Annotated in this window: 17 protein-coding genes; 7 read left to right on the top strand and 10 right to left on the bottom strand. The window is 62.1% G+C overall.

All coding sequences use genetic code 11. The annotated features are described in order from the left end of the window. The 3 genes from AC1TQG_RS13890 to AC1TQG_RS13880 all read left to right on the top strand — a co-directional run bounded on the left by AC1TQG_RS13890 (nucleotide 1) and on the right by AC1TQG_RS13880 (nucleotide 3,028). The gene (locus AC1TQG_RS13890; protein WP_482138738.1) at nucleotides 1–1,263 is read left to right on the top strand and encodes a CaiB/BaiF CoA transferase family protein; all 1,263 of its coding nucleotides are present in this window, start codon (nucleotides 1–3) and stop codon (nucleotides 1,261–1,263) included. Between the two features lie 62 nt (nucleotides 1,264–1,325). After that, nucleotides 1,326–2,015, top strand: coding sequence for a GntR family transcriptional regulator (locus tag AC1TQG_RS13885; RefSeq protein ID WP_482137774.1), 690 nt, complete (start codon nucleotides 1,326–1,328; stop codon nucleotides 2,013–2,015). An 11-nt stretch (nucleotides 2,016–2,026) separates the two neighbouring features. Beyond that, nucleotides 2,027–3,028: an alpha/beta hydrolase gene (locus AC1TQG_RS13880; protein WP_482137772.1), complete on the top strand. Its 1,002-nt coding sequence runs from the start codon at nucleotides 2,027–2,029 to the stop codon at nucleotides 3,026–3,028. Here the strand turns inward: AC1TQG_RS13880 and AC1TQG_RS13875 are convergent. The 6 genes from AC1TQG_RS13875 to AC1TQG_RS13850 all read right to left on the bottom strand — a co-directional run bounded on the left by AC1TQG_RS13875 (nucleotide 3,025) and on the right by AC1TQG_RS13850 (nucleotide 8,984). Then, entirely contained in the window at nucleotides 3,025–4,305 is a 1,281-nt protein-coding gene (locus AC1TQG_RS13875) for an NAD(P)/FAD-dependent oxidoreductase (RefSeq protein ID WP_482137771.1), read from the bottom strand. The genes AC1TQG_RS13880 and AC1TQG_RS13875 overlap by 4 nt on opposite strands. A gap of 4 nt (nucleotides 4,306–4,309) precedes the next feature. Next, entirely contained in the window at nucleotides 4,310–4,630 is a 321-nt protein-coding gene (locus AC1TQG_RS13870) for a 2Fe-2S iron-sulfur cluster-binding protein (protein WP_482137769.1), read from the bottom strand. Between the two features lie 8 nt (nucleotides 4,631–4,638). Next, nucleotides 4,639–5,871 carry a cytochrome P450 gene (locus tag AC1TQG_RS13865; protein ID WP_482137767.1) on the bottom strand — a complete coding sequence of 411 codons (1,233 nt, stop codon included), beginning with the start codon at nucleotides 5,869–5,871 and terminating at the stop codon, nucleotides 4,639–4,641. Nucleotides 5,872–5,900: 29 nt separating this feature from the next. Continuing rightward, nucleotides 5,901–6,806 (bottom strand): SDR family NAD(P)-dependent oxidoreductase, encoded by a 906-nt coding sequence (locus tag AC1TQG_RS13860; protein ID WP_482137765.1) that lies wholly within the window; start codon nucleotides 6,804–6,806, stop codon nucleotides 5,901–5,903. A 38-nt stretch (nucleotides 6,807–6,844) separates the two neighbouring features. After that, nucleotides 6,845–7,795, bottom strand: coding sequence for an SMP-30/gluconolactonase/LRE family protein (locus tag AC1TQG_RS13855; RefSeq protein ID WP_482137764.1), 951 nt, complete (start codon nucleotides 7,793–7,795; stop codon nucleotides 6,845–6,847). A 268-nt stretch (nucleotides 7,796–8,063) separates the two neighbouring features. Continuing rightward, nucleotides 8,064–8,984, bottom strand: a complete 921-nt coding sequence (locus AC1TQG_RS13850; RefSeq protein ID WP_482137762.1) for an alpha/beta hydrolase — start codon at nucleotides 8,982–8,984, stop codon at nucleotides 8,064–8,066. Between the two features lie 276 nt (nucleotides 8,985–9,260). On the opposite strand from AC1TQG_RS13850, the gene AC1TQG_RS13845 reads away from it, so the two are divergent. Both AC1TQG_RS13845 and AC1TQG_RS13840 read left to right on the top strand, forming a co-directional pair. Next, on the top strand, nucleotides 9,261–11,258 hold the full coding sequence (locus AC1TQG_RS13845) for a flavin-containing monooxygenase (RefSeq protein ID WP_482137760.1): 1,998 nt from the start codon (nucleotides 9,261–9,263) through the stop codon (nucleotides 11,256–11,258). 32 nt (nucleotides 11,259–11,290) lie between these two features. Further along, on the top strand, nucleotides 11,291–12,067 hold the full coding sequence (locus tag AC1TQG_RS13840; RefSeq protein ID WP_482137758.1) for a glucose 1-dehydrogenase: 777 nt from the start codon (nucleotides 11,291–11,293) through the stop codon (nucleotides 12,065–12,067). 136 nt (nucleotides 12,068–12,203) lie between these two features. On the opposite strand, the gene AC1TQG_RS13835 is transcribed toward AC1TQG_RS13840, so the two are convergent. Genes AC1TQG_RS13835 through AC1TQG_RS13825 form a run of 3 tightly spaced genes read right to left on the bottom strand, consistent with a single transcriptional unit; the run spans nucleotide 12,204 to nucleotide 15,174 of the window. Next, entirely contained in the window at nucleotides 12,204–13,085 is an 882-nt protein-coding gene (locus AC1TQG_RS13835) for an oxygenase MpaB family protein (RefSeq protein ID WP_482137756.1), read from the bottom strand. Next, nucleotides 13,082–15,010 carry a linalool dehydratase/isomerase domain-containing protein gene (locus tag AC1TQG_RS13830; RefSeq protein ID WP_482137755.1) on the bottom strand — a complete coding sequence of 643 codons (1,929 nt, stop codon included), beginning with the start codon at nucleotides 15,008–15,010 and terminating at the stop codon, nucleotides 13,082–13,084. Before AC1TQG_RS13830 ends, AC1TQG_RS13835 begins: the two co-directional genes overlap by 4 nt. Next, the gene (locus AC1TQG_RS13825; protein WP_482137753.1) at nucleotides 15,007–15,174 is read right to left on the bottom strand and encodes a hypothetical protein; all 168 of its coding nucleotides are present in this window, start codon (nucleotides 15,172–15,174) and stop codon (nucleotides 15,007–15,009) included. Before AC1TQG_RS13825 ends, AC1TQG_RS13830 begins: the two co-directional genes overlap by 4 nt. 123 nt (nucleotides 15,175–15,297) lie before the next feature. Between AC1TQG_RS13825 and AC1TQG_RS13820 the strand changes: the two genes are divergently transcribed. Next, nucleotides 15,298–15,951, top strand: coding sequence for a TetR family transcriptional regulator (locus tag AC1TQG_RS13820; protein WP_482137751.1), 654 nt, complete (start codon nucleotides 15,298–15,300; stop codon nucleotides 15,949–15,951). Nucleotides 15,952–16,394: 443 nt separating this feature from the next. On the opposite strand, the gene AC1TQG_RS13815 is transcribed toward AC1TQG_RS13820, so the two are convergent. Beyond that, nucleotides 16,395–17,408: an aminotransferase class V-fold PLP-dependent enzyme gene (locus AC1TQG_RS13815; protein ID WP_482137749.1), complete on the bottom strand. Its 1,014-nt coding sequence runs from the start codon at nucleotides 17,406–17,408 to the stop codon at nucleotides 16,395–16,397. A 577-nt stretch (nucleotides 17,409–17,985) separates the two neighbouring features. On the opposite strand from AC1TQG_RS13815, the gene AC1TQG_RS13810 reads away from it, so the two are divergent. Continuing rightward, nucleotides 17,986–18,420 carry a hypothetical protein gene (locus tag AC1TQG_RS13810; protein ID WP_482137747.1) on the top strand — a complete coding sequence of 145 codons (435 nt, stop codon included), beginning with the start codon at nucleotides 17,986–17,988 and terminating at the stop codon, nucleotides 18,418–18,420. The last annotated feature ends 355 nt before the right edge of the window (nucleotides 18,421–18,775 follow it).

The raw sequence follows: 18,775 nt of genomic DNA, 5'->3' as shown, positions 1-18,775 counted from the left end.
ATGTCAGGCAACACCGAGACTGCTGTCGAATGCCCCGCGGTCTGCGGCAGATCCGCCTGGCGGACCGCAGATTCGCATGAGGACAACGGTGTCCTCAGTGGCGTCCGCGTATTGGACCTGAGCCGGGTCCTGGCCGGCCCCTACACCGCGCAAACGCTTGCCGACCACGGCGCCGAGGTGATCAAAGTCGAAGCGCCGACCGGTGACGAGACACGCGGATGGGGGCCACCTTTCGTGGAGTCGAACACCAGCAGCGCCTACTACGCAAGCCTCAACCACAGCAAGGAGAACATCTGCGTCGACCTGAGCACCGACGAGGGTCGCGAACTGCTCGGCCATCTGCTCGCCGGCGCCGATGTCATCGTGGAAAACTTCAAGGCCGGCACCATGGCCCGGTGGGGATTCGACTACGAAACTGTGCTCGCCCAGGCGAACCCGGCGCTGATCTACTGTCGGATCACCGGTTTCGGCGTCGACGGACCGATGGGTGGGCTACCCGGATATGACGCCGTACTCCAGTCGTTCGGTGGCCTGATGAGTGTCAACGGTTACGCCGACAGTGGTCCGCTCCGAGTCGGAGTACCGATCGTCGATATTGTCGCCGCAAACTTGGCGGTGAGCGGAATTCTGCTCGCAATGCTCGAACGTCAGCGCAGCGGGCTCGGTCAACTCGTCGATATGACATTGCTCGACTCGGTCATCTCACTTTTGCATCCACATGCAGCGAACTGGGCCGAGAGCGGAAAAATCCCGCGGCGCACCGGGGACTTCCATCCCACTGTGGTGCCCTACCAGGTCTTTCGCGCAAAGGACGGGGATTTCTTCGTGAGCGCGGCCAACAACCGCCAGTTCCAAGCCTTGACCGAGGTGCTCGGAATCCCCGAACTGGCAACCGATCCCCGATTCCGGAACAACGGCCAACGGCACGCCAACCGGGAGGCCCTCGTGGAGCTGTTGGCTGCGCGAATCGCCCGCCACGACCGTAGCGAGCTGGCGTCCCGATTGGAGGTTGCGGGGGTCGCGGCCAGCCCCGTCAACACCGTCGACGAGGCACTACGGTCACCTCAGGTGACGCATCGAGGCCTGTTCGTCGACACCGAGGAATTCCGGGGCGTGGGCGTTCCGATCTCGCTGAGCAGGTCACCACATCGTTCTCCTCGGCCGGCGCGACCTCTCGGCGCAGACACCGATGACATCCTCACCGCGATGGGTTACACCCCGGACCATCTCGCCGAGCTCCGATCGGCGGGTATCTTCGGATGATCGCGCACAACCCCCACCGACCGGAGACGTTCTGTTGTATCGATTGACACCGCCAACCCGCCATGCCTGAGCGAAAAGAAGTCACTCGGGCCGCACAGCGTGTGGTCGACGCCCTCGAGAAGTTGATCGTCACCGGCGAATTGCTGCCCGGCCAACCGATCCGTCAGGAGGAGATGGCCGAGCGCCTCGGTGTCAGCCGCCTCCCGATTCGCGAGGCACTGCGTCAACTCAGCGCAGAAGGCCTTGTGCAGCATGTCCATAACGTCGGATATACGGTCGCGAGGCTGCAGCAGACCGATTTTGATCAGATCTACCTCATGCGAGCGGCTCTCGAACGCGAGGTCATCGCGACCATCGGACAACTCGACGACGCCACGCTCACCCATATCCGTACGCAAGGCGACAAGGTCACCGAGGCCGCCGATCGAGGCGACATCTTGGATATGCGCCTACAGAATCAGGCATTTCATTTCACAATTTTCGAGCAGTCACCGCTCAATCTCGTCATCGCCGAGTTGCGCAGACTGTGGACGATGGCCATGCCGTATCACGCTGCCTACCTTTACGATCCCGAGGTTCGCCGCCGCGTGGTCGCCGAGCACGACGAGATGATCGAGGCGCTGGCAAAGCACGACAACGAGCGACTCATCGAGCTGATGAACGAACATCGCCGAGGCGGCGAAGCCAGCACCGGGAACATGCTCCGGGCGACCGGGTCCACACCCACCGGCTCAGCCCGGCCCGAACTCTGAACAGGACCCCCATGAGCGCGCACACCACCGATTTGCCGAACACCGACGACCCGGATCAAGGCGTTTGGGATCCCGACGTCGCGGCGATCGTCCGCCGCATGCGTGAGGCAGGGTCGCGGCCGATGCACGTCGTGGGCGTCGTCGCCGCCCGGCAAACACTGGAATCCATCGTCAGACCGCCAGGACCGCCGATGCGAACAGTCGACAACGCCACCATCGATGGGCCCCACGGCCTATTGCCGGTCCGGGTCTATCACCCCTGGTCGGCCCCGCAGACGCACGCTCCGGCACTGGTCTGGTACCACGGCGGAGGCATGATCATGGGATCGCTCGACTCATTCGACCGGCTCGCCCGCGAGGTCGCCGACGCGACCGCGGCAGTGCTGGTGAATGTGGACTACCGGCTCGCGCCCGAGCATACGTATCCGGTGGCCAACGACGAAGCCTATGCCGCCTTGGCCTGGTTGCACGACACATCGAAACAATGGGGTGTCGACGCGCGCCGCATCGGTGTCGGCGGCGACAGCGCCGGCGGCGGACTTGCCGCCGCGACCGCGCTACGCAGCCGGGACGCGGGAGGGCCAGACGTCTTTCAGCAGGTCCTGTTCTACCCCGGTGTCGAACGGCGCACCGATCGCCCCTCCATGCACCAATTCGGTGACAGTCCCTTTCTCAGCGCCCAGGACATCGACTGGATGAAGAACCTGTACCTCGGCGACAATCCGGCCGAGGACGACTGCTACGGAGTTCCGGCAACGGCTACATCCCTGGCGGGACTGCCCCAGGCAGTCATCGCGGTGGGCCACGCCGATCCACTGCGCGATGGGGTCGAGGACTACGGTCACCGCCTACGCGAAGCGAACGTGCCGACCGCCCTACTGCGCTACCCGGGCGTCGGTCACGGTTTCGCGATGCAGACTGCGAACGTCGCGCGTGCCCGACACGCTGTGAGCGAGGTCGGCGCGATCGTCGCCGCCCGTTTTCGGCAGCTCAGTGCACCGGACGTTGCCTAGCTGCTCGCGGCGGTCAAGAGCTTCTTCAGCGGTATCGTGCTGTCTGCCAGCACTTCCCGCGTCGGGTGGTGTCCCCGGCTCAACGCCGAGCGCAGGGCGACAAAATCGGCGGGCGCGTTCACACACTCAGCTCCGGTCAACGAGTCGCCGGTGAAATACAAGGTGACCAATCGTCGCGGCTTCGCCGGGTCTGTACGGGTGACCACCGAAGTGTGCCCCGTCGCGTTGCCCACCATCTGGATCTTCCAGTCCCCCTGATCAGACCAGAACCACGGTGCCGGTCGGGTGTGCCGGGCGGCGGCGAGCACCGTCCTCGCCGCTGCGTTGGCCTGCTCGATCGCATTGTCCACCGACTCCAGCCGGGTCCGGGTTCCGTCGGAGGAGATCTGCATCGTGCAGTCCCCGATCGCCAGGGTCGAACCGTCGGAGGTCAGGCATCGCTCGTCGACGACGATGCCGTTGTCGCAGGCCAGGCCGAGTTGAGTGGCGAGTTCGGTGCGCGGTACGGCACCGATTCCGACGAGTACCGTGGACGCCGGAAGTTCAGTGCCGTCGGACAAGCGCACCGCATGGATGCCGTCTGGCCCGGTCAAGATCTCGGCGGGTTGGGCGCCGAGTAACACCTGAACGCCCATGTCGCGGTGCGCTTGACGCATGAATTCGGCGGTCCCGGTGCCAACCGCACGTCCCATCAAGCGAGGGCCCACCTCCACGACGGTCACATCGGCCCCGAGAGCTTGCATCGTCGCAGCGACCTCGAGTCCGACGAAGCCACCACCGATAACCACCAGCGGTCCAGCCGGAATACGCGCGGCCAGGTGGCGGGCGTCATCGAGGTCTCGAAGAACGACAACATCCGGATGATCGGCGCCGGTCAGCGCCAGCCGACGTGCACCGGCACCCGTGGCGAGTACGAGACGGCCGAACCTGCGTTCGGTCGCTCTTCCGTCCGCGTACCGCATAGCAAGCATCACCCCACCGCTGCGGGTGCGAGTTATGCGATGCACCCGGCAGGAGGTGATGAGCTCAATATTGTTGTCCGCGTAGTAATCCGCACTACGCAGGACAATGCTCTCCTCGGTGGCCTCGCCTTTCAACCAGGACTTCGACAGCGGTGGGCGCTGGTAAGGCAGGTGAGACTCCTGCGACACCAGCGTGATCGCTCCGTCGTGGCCGCCGGCTCGAAGACGGTCGGCGAAATGCACTGCTGCGTGTGACGCACCCACCACCACAACATCATTCGCAGAGAAACCCTCACCAGGATGTGTGTCGGGCACGCTCTCAGACCTGCTCGTCGGGAATCGTCACGTGGATATCGATGCCATCGCGAAGCTCGAGCTGGCACGACAGCCGTGATGTGTCCTCGCGATCGGCCGCGGTGCACTCGAGCATGTCTTCCTCGTCTTCGCCGGGTCCCCCGAAATATTGTTGATCGTCGGCTGCGAGATACACGTGACAGGTGGCGCAGGACAGTGTGCCACCGCATTGGCCGACAATGCCACGCACGCCATTTCGGACTGCGGTCGACATCACCGAGTCACCCACCACGCCGTCGATGACCCGCTCCGAGCCATCAGGCTCGACGTAAAACACTTTGGGCATCAGCTCTCCTACCAGGTCACCGGCATGTCGGTGATCGGAAGGGTCAGGTTGTCCTGATCGATGACCGCATCACCGGAGAGCTCGAGACCCGGCAGACGTTTGAACAGTTCTGCCAACCCCACCTGCATCTCCATACGCGCCAGCGGCGCGCCCAGGCAATGATGCAGCCCGTAGCTCAGGGTCAGGTGCGGGTTGTGGCTGCGCTGGATGTCGAACTTCTCGTCATGCTCGAACGAGATGCCGTCGTGGTTGACCGCGGCCGGGTCGACCAGAACCGCTTCACCTTTCGCGATCACCATGCCGTCGATCTCGACGTCCTCGGTGGCGACGAACGGCACGAGACCACCTCCACCGGTGACCGTCTCACCCAACGCCATGCGTCCGTGACGAAGGACTTCCTCGACCGCTGTCGGCGCGACACCGTCCGGATCTTCCAGGAAAATCGCCAACTGGTCGGGATTGCGCAGCAAGGAAAGCGCACCGGCGCAGATGAAGTTGGCCGTGTTGTCGAATCCCGCGATGATGAGGATCAGCGCGATCGGCAAGATCTCGCCGTCGGTGAGGCTGTCGTCCTTGTCCCGAGCGTTGGCGAGGTCGCTCAAGAGATCCTCACGGGGCTCGCTCCGGCGCTCGTCGATCAATGCCATCATGTACACGACCAACTCGGTCATGTTCGCGGTGACCTCTTCTTCGGGCATATTCGCCGTCGCGAGGGTCGACGAACTCCACTTCTGAAATTTTGCCCGATCCTCCGGCGGCACCCCGAGCAGATTGCAAATCATCTGGATGGGAAGCGCCACTGCATAATCCGCGACGAGATTGGCTGCTGCACCCTTGGCGACCATCTCGTCGATCAGTTGATTTGCGAACTCGACGGCCGAGTCGCGCATCGCCTTCACACGCTTGGGTGAGATCGCCCGCTGGACGAGCTTGCGCAATTTGGTGTGGTGCGGAGGATCCTCGAATTGGATGGTGCTCTTCAGAAAGTCGGGGAATTCCACGAAGTACGGGATCTGACGTTCGCCGGTCCGGAACGGTTCGCGCACAAAGCGGGGGTCACTGAGCATCTTTCGGGCGGCATTGTTGCGGTGAAGCACCCAGACGTCACCTCCGATGGGCATGGTCATCTTGGTCATCGGCCGATCGGCTGCAATCGCACGGTACCGATCGACCGCGTCATCTGGGGTGACCGGTCCGAATGGATATTCAGTCTGTGGGGCGGTGGCTTCCGTTGTGCTCATGGGTGACTCCGATCAGGCTGGTAAATGAATCAGGACACCGGCAACTGCGCCGGAATGACGATTTGGGGCACGGCGTCGGGAGTGATGGCCATGATCTGGTCGATCCTCTCGGCAACCGTCTCGACCGTCAGTCCGGGTTCGTGAATGCCCACGGTGTTCAGCAGCGCAAGACGATTGACGGTTCCTCCGGCCACATTGAAGACCTCCCCGGTCATCTCGCACGATGCGTGGGCGAGATAAGCCGCCACCGGTGCAACGTGTTCCGGCAGCAGAGCCGTCCGCATGTACTCCATGATCTCCGGTGACAACGTGTCAGCGGAGGCCTCGGCCATACGGGTGCCTGCGCCGGGTGCGATCGCATTCACCCGGATGCCCGCTTCGTATCCCTCGATCGCCAGGTTGCGGGTCAATCCGAACACGGCGCCCTTGGATCCGCCGTAGTGGGCCATTCCCGGGTTGCCCAACATCGCCTGCGAGATCGTGTTGATCACCCGCCCTGACCCAGAGGCCTCCAGATACGGCCAGGCTGCGCGGCACACGCGCAGCGTCCCGAAGTAGTGAACGTCGAGGTGCCGCTGGTACTCCGCGTCGGGGACGTCCCGAAAGGCTGCGGTGCGTACGATTCCGGCATTGTTGATGACCGCGTCGAGATGCCCGAACGACGAGATCGCGGTCTGCACGAGTTCAGATGCGCCCTCATCGGACGAGACGTCGCCCGTACACCCCACTGCGCTGCCGCCGGCCGCGATGATCTCGGCGACCACCTCAGCTGCCGGATCGTCACCATCGGTACCCGAACCATCGGTGCGGGCACCCAAATCTCCGACCACCACCGATGCACCGCGTGATGCCAGCAGTAGTGCGTGCGCTCGGCCGATGCCCCGGCCCGCTCCGGTGACGATCACGACTCTCTGCGCAAAGTCCAATGTTTCCATGCTGATTTCCCTTGACTTTCTGCCGTTGGATGTTGAATTCAGGGGCGGGTGTCGCCGCCGCGATTCCTGACGTCGGCCACCCAGATGGATCCTTGCGCTTCACGTGCAGACTTCTCGAAGTCGAAGACCTCGACCCCCACGGTCATGTACAGCGTGCTGCGGTCGGGTCCACCCAGGAGGCATGCCGACGCAACACCCTCAGCGAGGGGCAACTCGATTGCATCGGTGATGCCATCCTCGGTGAAACGAACGACGTGACCACTACCCGGCATGGCCGCCCACACCCCACCCTCGTCGTCGAGTCCGATTCCGTCCGGGAGGAACGGGCAGGAGGCGAAATCTCTTGCATTTCCAAGAGTTCCATCAGGTGATCGGTCTATCACGGTGATCTTGTTGGCCATCACCTCCGCGGTGTACAGCTTCGTGCCGTCTGCGCTCAGGGCAATCCCGTTGGCACACATGAGCGGCCCCACACCGGCCGGCGTTGTCGCCGAACCATCCGGCTCCACGACTATCAGCGGTGAGGCCACCGGCTCATCGCCCTTGAAGAGGTCGAATCCGAGTTGGGTGATGTAGGCGCGGCCGTCGACGTCCACCACCATGTCGTTGGTGGCCGCGAGTGACAACTCCGAGACATCTGCATAGACAGACAGATCATCAGGTGCGCCACCTCCATGGACCAGAACGAGCTTCTCGTGCATCGAGTTCACGATGAGCCTGCCATCGGGGAGCCATCCGAAACCACCGAGAACAATTGGTACAGCGGTGTTTGCGGCGCGACCGTTGGCGTCGATTACCACCGTCGCCCGCCCATCGGCATCGAGCTTCTTGATTGTGCCGGTGTACATATCCGTGAACCAGAAGGTGTTGCTATGCCACCGTGGGCATTCGGGCCAGGAGTACCCGCTCGAGATCTTCCGAGGCTCAAACAGGCGTGCCTTGGCATCTGCGATGGCGGCAGCAACGGTTTCGCCGACAGCATTGGTCATGGTGAAAGACCTTTCGAGGAAAACGGGACCCGAAGGACCCGGACGGGGCATCAACGTTGATCACCTACACACCAACAGTTTTCGCCGTTGATCGACACTCGCCGTGAGACGGTTTCAACTTGGGCGCCCACTTCTTCGTGAAGTGGGTCACACTCGCTTCACGGATGACCATAAGCGCAGCTGTGAGGTGTGAAACCACGTCATCCCATTCAATGGAAGCCAACCACCTGCCCCACACTGCCTCGAACCGTCGCGCCGGTGTGGGTGGTCAGACTCGGTCGTGGAGGGTGCGCCGCAGGAAGTCCACCGTCCGATCAAACAACCTCGCGGCAGGTTCCAAGGTCGTCAGCATGGTCGCGAAACCATGCATCATTCCGTCGTACCGCACCAGTTGAACCTGCACGCCGGCGGCCTCGAGGCGTCGAGCATGGTATTCCGTTGCGTCTCTGGTCGCGTCGATTTCTGCGGTCGCCACAAGTGTCGGCGGAAGACCGGACAAATCCGTAGCGCAGGCGGGGCTGACGTACGGGTTCCTGCGATCCGCTGCCAGGGGCACGTATTGATCCCAGAACCATTCACAGTCCTCTGGACTGAGCAGGCTCGTCGAAAGGTCCGGATTGGATATCCTGGTCTCGGCAGTTCCGTAGAAACAGATCTGCGCATGCGGCAGAGATCTGTTCTCATCCTTTAGCTGCTGCCCCAGCGCCAGCGTGAGTGTGCCCCCGGCACTTTCGCCGGCGATCGCGATCGACTTGACGCGATCACAGAGTTCGACGGGACTGGTCAGGACCCATTCCCAGACTGCGCGGACATCCTCGATCGCAGCCGGATACGGGTGTTCCGGTGCCAACCGGTAATCGACCGAAACGACCACCACGTGCGCAGCATTGCACAGCCGACGCAGATACTCGTCGTTCTGGTCGAGGCCTCCGATCACGAATCCCCCGCTGTGCATCCACTGCACAACAGGCAGTTCGGCCTCAGACGACGGTCGATATACCCGGACGGGCACACCGCCGCTCGCGCTGGGGACACGGAGGTCAAAGCGCTCATGGATCGTTGTCGAGGGCACAACGGCGCCGACATCCAGCGCTGTGCGCAAGGCTGTCACCGACATGGCGCTCATTCCACCGGGAAACCGCGTCGCGGCCGCATCTACGATCTGCTGGGCTTCAGGCGACAATGGCATGGCTCGCTCCGATTCTGTCTACGAGGACGCTTTCCGTGTTTCACCGGATACCTGTGAAGCATGACAACCCGCACCGGAGTAGCAGTCCAAACGTTCCCGTCCAGCGGGAGATGGATCCCCCGGCGAACCGGCGAACCCGTACAACTGGGCAGTAACGCGACCCGTCCAGGGTCGTGCACCTCTTACCTCGGCCCGCTTCGTGCGGTGTGCCGAGTCAGCTTTTCAGCTCGCGATTCCAGATCCGATTCGTCGCGGTGATCAATCGAAAGGACCCTGATGACAACGATTCCCAGCGAGGTCTCCACATCCGCGGAGATCACCCACGATGCGCTGATGTCTGCAATCAGTGAAGCCGAGCCCGCCCCGCTGTTGATGTCGATGGTGCACGTAACCGGCGATCTGTCGTTGCTCGATGAGTTCGAGGACAAACTGGCGAAGGCGCAGACGGCACTAAGGGAAGAAGCAACCCGATCGCAGGCCCAACACGGTGCGGGTGCGGGGCCCGCGGCGTTGGCCCCTGGACAGTATCCGGCCGAGGTCGTCGACGAGATACGCACGCGCGCCAGGCAAGTACTCACCACAGATCTGTCAGCGACGCTCGGAGTCCCCGACTCCGAGCTGTTCGCGCGGATGGCGTCTTTGTGCACGGCCGGCCCGGTGGACGACGAGTTCATCCCCCTCTTGATGGAACAGGCAGGTTTCGAGCTGGACCGCCGTCATGTGCCCGTCACCAAAACACCTCCCACCGACTTCGACGTCATCGTCTTTGGCGCGGGGATGGTTGGGCTGAATGCGGCGATCAAACTGGGCGAAGCCGGATTCGGCTACACCGTATTCGAAGCCCGCGACGACATCGGTGGCACGTGGTCACGGAATATCTATCCCGGCGCCGCGGTCGACACCCCCAGCCACTACTACTCATACTCATTCGAACTGAATCCGGACTGGACCCGCTACTACCCCGCGGGTCCGGAGTACCTCGACTACATGCACGCGGTCGCCGAGAAGTACGACCTGTTACCGAACATCCGCCTGTCGACGAGAGTGCTGTCGGCACAATGGGATGAATCCTGCCAGCGATGGACGGTCGTCACCCAGTCAGCCAACGCTGCCCCGGAGACACATACGGCTGCCGCCGTTGTCACTGCCTTGGGCGTTCTCAACTCCCCGAACATTCCCGATATCCCGGGACTCACTGAGTTCGACGGCACCGTCATCCATACCGCGGAATGGGATCCAGAGCTCGACCTCAAGGGCAAAAACGTCGTTGTAATCGGCACGGGTTGCACTGCAGTGCAGGTCATTCCGAACATCGTCGACGACGTTGCTCAATTGACTGCCGTCGTCCGCAGTCCCCATTGGATAGTGCCGGAAAAGACCGTCATCAACGAGGTGCCACCGGCCGAGAGGTGGGCTATGCGCCATCTCCCGTTCTTTCAGAACTGGTTTCGACTGAGGGCTTACTGGTTCGTTTCGGACAATTTGTATATGAATGCGCGGATCGATCCGGAGTGGGCCGCGACTCACCTATCGGTGTCACCCAAGAACGACCTGGTCATGCAGGTCTCTCTTGCGTATCTCGAACAGTCGTTCCCGGATCGACCAGACCTGCGTGAGAAACTGACGCCGGACATCCGGCCCTATTCCAAGAGGATTGTCAAAGACCCTGGATTCCTGGAATCTTTGAAGAGAGACAATGTTTCGCTGCACCGGGCGTCTCCGCGCCAAGTACACCGGGACGGTATGACGCTCAGCAATGGTGAGTTCATAGCCGCAGATGTCATCATCCTTGCCACCGGATTCAAGGTGGAGTACGCCTCGTACATCGACATCACCGGCCGTCATGGAGAACGGTTGGCCGACAGGTGGAAAGACGGCGACGATCCCCGTGCCTATATGGGCATTCAGATCGACGGATTTCCCAACTTGTTCGTGACCGCAGGACCAAACGCAGCACCGAATCACGGTGCAGGCCATAACATCACCAGTGAAGAGCACGTCCACTACATCGTCGAATGTCTGCAGTATCTGGTTGAAAACGGCTATTCAGCAATGGACGTCAAACCGGAAGCGCTTGCGGAGTACAACCATCGAGTCGACGAAGCGCTGGACAAGACGGTGTGGGCACATCCGGGCAAAGACGCGACCGGCTACTACCGAAACAGCCTGGGCCGTCCCATTGTCCCGTGTCCGTGGCGTCTCGTGGACTACTGGACGATGCTTCGGGAACCGCACCCGGAGGACTTGCAGTTCACTCGCCGCACATCGAAATAATAGGAACATTCAGATTGTGAAAGGAGCACGAAGTGAACAGGTTAGAAGGAAAAGTCGCGATTGTCACCGGTGGCGCACAGGGCATGGGGGCGGCCACAGTCCGGGTGATGATCGAACAGGGTGCCCAGGTCGTCATCGCCGATGTTGCCGAAGATGCGGGCCGAACACTCGCCGCCGAGATGGGTGATGCAGCGTCGTACTGCAGCTTGGACGTCAGCAACGAATCCGACTGGCAAAGGACACTTTCGCACACTCTGCGTTCGCACGGCAAGGTAAATGTTCTGGTCAACAACGCCGGAATCCAATATTTTGTCGGCGTCGAAGACGTTGTTCCCGAACAGATTCTGCGATTGTTCTCGATCAACATCATGGGTTCGATGTTGGGGGTGAAGACTGTCGCCTCCACCATGAGGGAATCCGGTTCAGGTGTCGTCGTCAATATTTCGTCGCTGGACGGTTTGCGAGGCACCAACGGGATGAGTCCTTATGTGGCCAGCAAATGGGCGGTTCGCGGTCTGACGAAAGCGCAGGCCCTGGAGTTGGGACCGGTGATCCGAGTGGTCTCCGTGCACCCTGGCGGAATCAACACACCGATGGGTAACCCGACCGGCGAAACCGGAGACACGCTCAACGCCGCTTACGCCCGGGTTCCGTTGCGCCGCATCGGCGAACCGCCAGAGGTGGCACGCGTAACCGCTTTTGTCGCGAGCGATGAAGCAAGCTACATGAGCGGCGCCGAAATCGCAGTCGACGGCGGTTGGACCGCCGGACACTATCATGCCGGCATACCCGGCGGTCCGGAGCTCTGAAGCCAGCTCTGACAATCGACCGGTCGAAAGTCGACATAGCGAGTGAAGAATCGGCCGCTGACAGCGGCAAGCCCTCACCGAACATCTTGTCCGGCGAGGGCTGGCCATCCTTCAACTGGCAGCAACGGCACCGTCGCTACCGTCCACTGCCGCGCGTTGACCGTCGGTAGCCAACTTCTGACGGCTTTCGCTCGCCGTATTTCCGGACACCGAAGGTCTCGACCATGGATCGGTCGAGGTCGACCAGACGTATCGGAGTGGACCGCGCATAACCGGCGACTGCCACTCTCGTCGCGAGTTGCAATGGCCGCGAGGGGTGGGGTAAGTCGTGGATGTCGCGAAGATTCGGTGGACAGAAGGCTGAGATGATCCGGTCCGCATGCTTCCGCAGGTACCCGGGCAGAACTCGGTCCCCGAAGGCGTCGATGAGAGATCTCGCGACAGCGCGACCTTCACTACTCGGTGCGAACTCGCGCTGCTCGTAAGACGATGCCCAACTTTGGAGTTCGTCCCGCGTCCCGGGCACGCCGTGGAGTCCTTGCAGCTCGGCCACCGACCGCCAGAAGTGCCACTGCGCCTCCAATTCTGTTGAAGTGAAGGGCGAATGCGCGAGGTCGGAGGTGATCCGGTGGGGATCGAGAGCAAGGGTCGAGAGCGTGTAGAGCGAGTCGTCGTTGCGGATCGGGAAATGTGCGTGAATCTGGTTGAGGCGTTCGATCCACGCTCGTCCGGTCGGGGAAGTCGGTCCGTGATCGAGCAGTTGCCCGAAGAACAGCAGGGTGTCGTCGTTGCGTTGGGCCGGGAACTGCATGATGTCCCCACCTCCGCGGCGGTGCAGAATTCGGGCCATGGTCGGCACCGCAACCTGTTTCATGAATGCAACGGTGAACAGGGCGTAGGTCAGCGCGGGATTGCCGTGCAAGGTCACCAGTGACAGCCGAGCGATTTCATCAGCATCGGCGACCGGATCCAACCCTTCGATCTGCCGAGACACGAGGTAGCCGGGGAGCAGTGTCATGAGATCGGCTCCACTCGGACGACGGTGCGTCCCTCGACGTCTAGATCTATTCGGGCGCAGCCGTTGTGGTCTGCATCGACTGTCGCTTCGAGCGATCCCGGCACCGTATACCGGCGGTGCGGCTGGAGTTGATCGACCACCAGCGTTGCGCGAGTGCCGCCATTGCCGGGATAGAGAACAAGGTCCAGTGCCCGGCCGTCGGTGACGGCGCGGGCGACGAGAACGTCCGGGTACGCTGCGCTGGCGAGACGGGGGCCCGAGAGCCAATGGGCGGGTAGCCCCGCGCCGATCAAGTCGCGATTGGCCGACGGCCGCGCGAACCGTGAGAGCAGCGAGTACAGGTTGCCCTGCGTGGACAATCCTTCATACCGTGCGACGCCGGCGTGGCGTTCGACGTGTTCCTTCTCGTCGACGTAAGCGAATGCGGTGTCTGCGATCTCGGTATCTCCCATCTCGCGCGCTGTCAGCGAGAGAAAGGTCTGGGCGAACGAGTCACTACCGAACGAGTAGTTGCCGACATCGCATCGGTTGGCCGCGGTCCGAGGGAGGAGAAAACGCTCCCCGTCGAACTCCAACGAATCCCGTTTCGTCAGCCACCACGCCCGATGGGCCTGATCGGGCAGAAAGGCGTTCATCCAGTAGGTAGTTGGAAGGCTGACGCCTTCGCTGGCCCAGATGTTCCACGACAGCCCCAGGCTCTCGTTACGAACACCGATGAGTTTGCCGTCCGGGCGCGCGAACTCGTCTTCATACGCGCGCGCGATCGCCTCGTCGAGGTCGGCATGAAAACCCGTACCGTGTAGTCGGTCATGGGCGATGAGGGTATTCACCCCAAAGGTGTTGCAGACGGGGTAGATCCAGCGGGGTTCGCAGGAGAACAGTGTGTACGCCGACCGGTGCATATTGCGGTGGATGGACTCGGCGAGGTCGTGAAAGTCGTGCCGATACTGCTGTCCGTCGGACCAGGTGTAGGTCAGCCCTCCTGGACGCGAGAACCTGCTGTCGCCGAAACTCTCGTACATCCCGACTGCGGCGCCCTGCCACCCGGTCAGCATCACGTTGTCGTTGTTGTTGACCGGATCTCGACCTAGAGACAGTCGTCCCCAGGCATTTTCCAGCGCCCAGTAGCCCCACACCCGCTTGTCCCCCATTTTCAGGATCGACCTCTCCTGCGCTTCGGCCAGATACCCGGAGAACGCCGGGGTCCGCGTGTAGCGGTACATCGACAGCGCGTAGCCCAAGATGCTGAGCTGATAACGAAGAGCCGCCTCACGGAACTGGTCGCGGCGATCGAAACCGGCGAACTCCGACAACGGTTGCAACGCAAGGTCGAGCGCAAAGCGGAGATGCGCCAGGTCGTCCGCCGAGGCTTCACCGACTGGCGGTTCGGGAGACGACGGCACCGCGGTTTGAAAATACGTGACCTCTGCCAGTTCGGTGTTCAGAGACCGCGCGATCGCCACCTGATGGCGGTGACGCAGGACGTGCACACCGAACGCAACCACGACCACACCCGGAACCAGGCCGGCGGTGATAGCGATCCAGGTGACCGACAAATGGGAATGAGAATGAGTGACAGCCGCTTCGAGCAGGAACGCCAGCCATACGATGATCGGGGCGATGACCGCACCAATCATCCACCACACCAGAACAGCGAGCCCGAATGCGGCCAATGCCATCGCCGCGTGCGCGACATGACCCGATGCCAGGTGACCGCCGCCCGGGAACAGCAACCCCATGGCCGCGACGCCGGCCACATGGTTGCCCATGGCAGCGACCAGTAAGCCGCCAGTCCACAGAAGGGCGTACACCGCAGCAACTCTGCGGAACTTGCCACGGGTCACCGGCGACAGCAGCGGCCGCGACGGCGGCAACAGACGCGCCGGAACCCACCGACCGGGCCGCAAAACCGGCGTCGCGCTCATCGTTGCACCACCGCCGACACCGGCAGCTCCGGTGTGACGACCCGCCGTGCGGCCGGCGGCATCGCGGCAGCCTGCGAGACCTCCCGCCCCGCCCACGAACCGGCTACGAGGAAGACTTTGCGCAGGCCAACCATCAGCAGCAGCAAGATCGTGCAGCACAGCATCCGGACTCCATTCTGAAACCGTGTCGTTCCGGTTTCACTTAGAGTAGATCGCACACTGTTTCTTCGTCAACGTGTGGACCTGCACCTCGAACAGTCGACCGCCCGCAATGGCACTATGAGCGGGTGACGCCAACGACCGAGCCCGCTGGGCGGCCCTACGGTGGACAAAGCGCCACAGAGCGACGCCTATCGCGCCGACACCGGCTGACCGAGGCCGTCCTCGACCTCAACTACGAGAGTGGCATCGAATCGCTGAGTGTGGGGGCGATCTGCGAGCGTGCATCGGTCTCCAAACGGCACCTCTACCTGAGCTTCTCCAATCTCGACGACCTCACCGGCGAAACCCTGACCGACGTGCTCGCGCAGGTAGCCGACCGCATCGCCGCAGCATCCGCGGAACTCGACAGGGACGCACCGAGAGCCCGACTGATCGAAGTCGCCGTCGATGAAATCCTCACCGCATTCGACGATCCACGGGTCGCACGTCTGTATCTCGAGGCCCCCGGCAACCGCGGGCTCCGCGCAGCACGAGATCACGCGGTGGCCCGTTTCGTCACCCAGCTGCTGACCCTGCTCGCAGGCAACCGGGCCGACGATCCGCGAGCTCAACTCATCGCCCGCGTGCTGGTCGGAGGTACCACCGAGGGGGTGGCGCTCTGGCTGCGCGGCGACGTGAAGCTCGAACGCGCCGAGCTGGTGGCCACACTCGTCACCCTCGGCAACGACGCGGTCGACCGCATTCTCGAACTGAACCCGCAACCTGACGAGCTTGCCTGAGTCGCTGTCGACCGCTCGCCGGGCGAGAGCCCGGCGAACGCCGTGGGCTCAATCGGGTGACTGCGCTCTGACCGGATTGGCCCGCTCCACGTTCTACCAGCACCCGCAGCTACCAGCACTATCGGCCGGTCACCGCACCGATACCGCAGAACCAGCGCCACCAACCCGCAGCACTATCGCCCGCCGAACGCGAACGCATCGCAGCTGTCCTAGACGAAGAGAAGAACACCAATCTGTCTGTGGTACAAACCTATTGGCTTGCCTTCGACCAAGGTGTGATCAGATGTTCGCAACGCACCTTCTACCGCATCGCCGCACCTGGACCACCCAGTTTCTCCCCACCTACGCCACCGAACACCGACACAGCGGCCTGAACTACTACACCCCGCAACCATGGCACCGATTCTCGACGAAGACGCGAAGTGACGTGGCGTCACGATGCATCAGAAGATCGTCACCGCCTCCTTGAGCGCCGACGATAACTGCTCGCACTGGTCGGGGGTGGTCCACGGGGCCACCGTCACACGAATGACGTCACCCTTGTCGACGCCACCACGGCGCACCGTGAGGATGCCCTTTTCATCACGCAGCCACGAGACGATAGCCGTGGATTGTTCCCTCGTGGTGTTGCCCTCGATGCGGAAGGACGTCAACGACCCATACATGGACGGGTCGTCGGGAGTCAGCACCTGCATACGGTTCAGGCCGGTGACCTCGTTCACCCACAAGTCCCGAAGATATTGGACACGAGCCTGTTTGGCATCCGCTCCGATGGCTTCGTGGACCTCGAGCGCGGCCGGAACCGCCAGATAGTTCGCCGAGTTGGCGGTCCCCGTGTGCACCCTGGAGCGGATATCATCCGGGCCGTTGTCCTCGTCGGCAAGGTCGCGATCGATGTCGCCCAGCCGGTCTTTGCGGATGAACATCGCACCACAACCCAGCGGTGCACCCATCCACTTGTGCAGGTTGAGGCCGACAAATGGCGCCTTGAGGTCCGGCAGGTCGAAGGGGATCTGGCCCCATGAGTGTGCCGCGTCGACAATGACATCTGCACCATGGGATTCGGCCAATTCCGTGATCTCCGCGATCGGCATGACCAGCCCGGTTCGATGCGAGATATGGGTCGCGAGAACCAGTTTCACGGCCGGATACTGTATCAGTGCGGCTCGATAGGCGTCCATGACCGAGTCATGTGTCGCAGGTTCCGGGATGTTCATGGTCCGCACGAGGACTCCGCGACGGTCCTGCAGCCAATTCATCGCATACTGCATCGAGTCGTAGTCGAGGTCGGCATAGAGGACTTCGTCGCCCGGTCGAAGGTTCTTGTAGTTCGTGATGAGTAGTTGCAGTGACTCTGTTGCTCCCCTGGTCAGGGCGATCTCATCGACACCAACTCCGGCGACGCTCGCAACCCGGGCGCGCACAGCTTCGGCGTCATCAGGGTACGAACTCCTCATGTAGTTCGAGTTCGACGTGTTGATCAATAGCGACTTGTCAAAGAATGTGTCCTCGATATAGTTCGCGGCTCGCCCAAAGAACCCATATTCCAAATTGACAATGCTGCCATCGATTTTGTAGTTGCCCCGGACGGCATCCCAGAACCCTTCGTTGGAAGCAAGTTCCTTCAGGTTTTCCGTGGGTCGGTTCGGAATAGAAAACGGGCGCGGACTTCCAGGCGTCCAACCGCCTGCATCTGGAATTTCCCCAGCGCTGGACCCAGCGCACGCGGACGCAGCACCGGCAATACCCACAACCCCAACGGCTCCCAAGAAGCCCCTTCTCGACACACCATGCGACCTACTGATTTCGAACTCCAATTCATCGGTTGACAAAGTACGCAACACACAATCAACTTATTAGGATTGCAAAGTAATCTTTTCTTGTGACAGACAAATGACCACGAACCCAACTGCGTGTGAAGACACAGTGTTCGTTGTCTGCCCACCCTGTCGAACGACCTGCACGCCGGCCCATCCGCACAACCGCAGCCCATCGACCACCCCTACCGGGATGTGCGCTATCGCCTTTATGCGTATGGGTGAAGGTCTCGAGTGGGGACCGCATTGCTGCCCGTCACTGAGCTGGCCGGAAGCCGTCGCACCGTTGTCGATCAGACGCCGCGCCCGAGGTATTCGACTGCCTCCCGAATCTCTGAAGAAGCGACGTCAACCGCTCGTCAAATCGGGCATCCTCACCTCAGAGGCCGGCGCCCGTGGTGGCTTACAGCCTGGCGAAGTAGCCATCGAAGGTCACATTGAACGATTGTGGTGCCGGCTCCCCAAACTCGACGGCGGCGCCCGAATACCGCTGCACACAAGGCTTGCGGCCTTGCGCAACACCGAGGTTATTCGTTTCCTGGCCTACACCGATTTGCGGTGGGGCGAAATGGCAGCGTTGCGGGTGCAGGACTTCGACATGCTCCGGCGCCGGGTGAACATCTCCAGGAGGGTCACCGAGGCGAAGGCCTGACGTGGTCAGCCCCAAAGACGACTGAGCGCCCTTCGGTCCCGTTCCCTAGTCGTTGGGTGCCGAGTAGTCGGCGCTCATGGTCGGCAGTCTCGCGACGACCTTGTGTTCACGGATTCGCGAGGGGACGTACTTCGAGTGAGGAACTACCGTTTCCTGGTGTTCTCCACTGCGGTGAAAGCGTGTCAGAGGGCTGACGACACATTCCCAACGATCACCCCACACGATTCGGCCGCAAGCTTCGCGGTGTCCGTCGGGGCCAACGTGAAAACAGTTCAAAGATTGCTGGGCCATGCCAAAACAACATGACCCTGACACCTACGCTGACCTATTTGATGACGAGCTAGAGGCAGTCGCA

The sequence above is a fragment of the Williamsia sp. Y844 genome, assembly GCF_056786475.1.
This window is presented reverse-complemented; position numbering and strand designations above follow the sequence as displayed.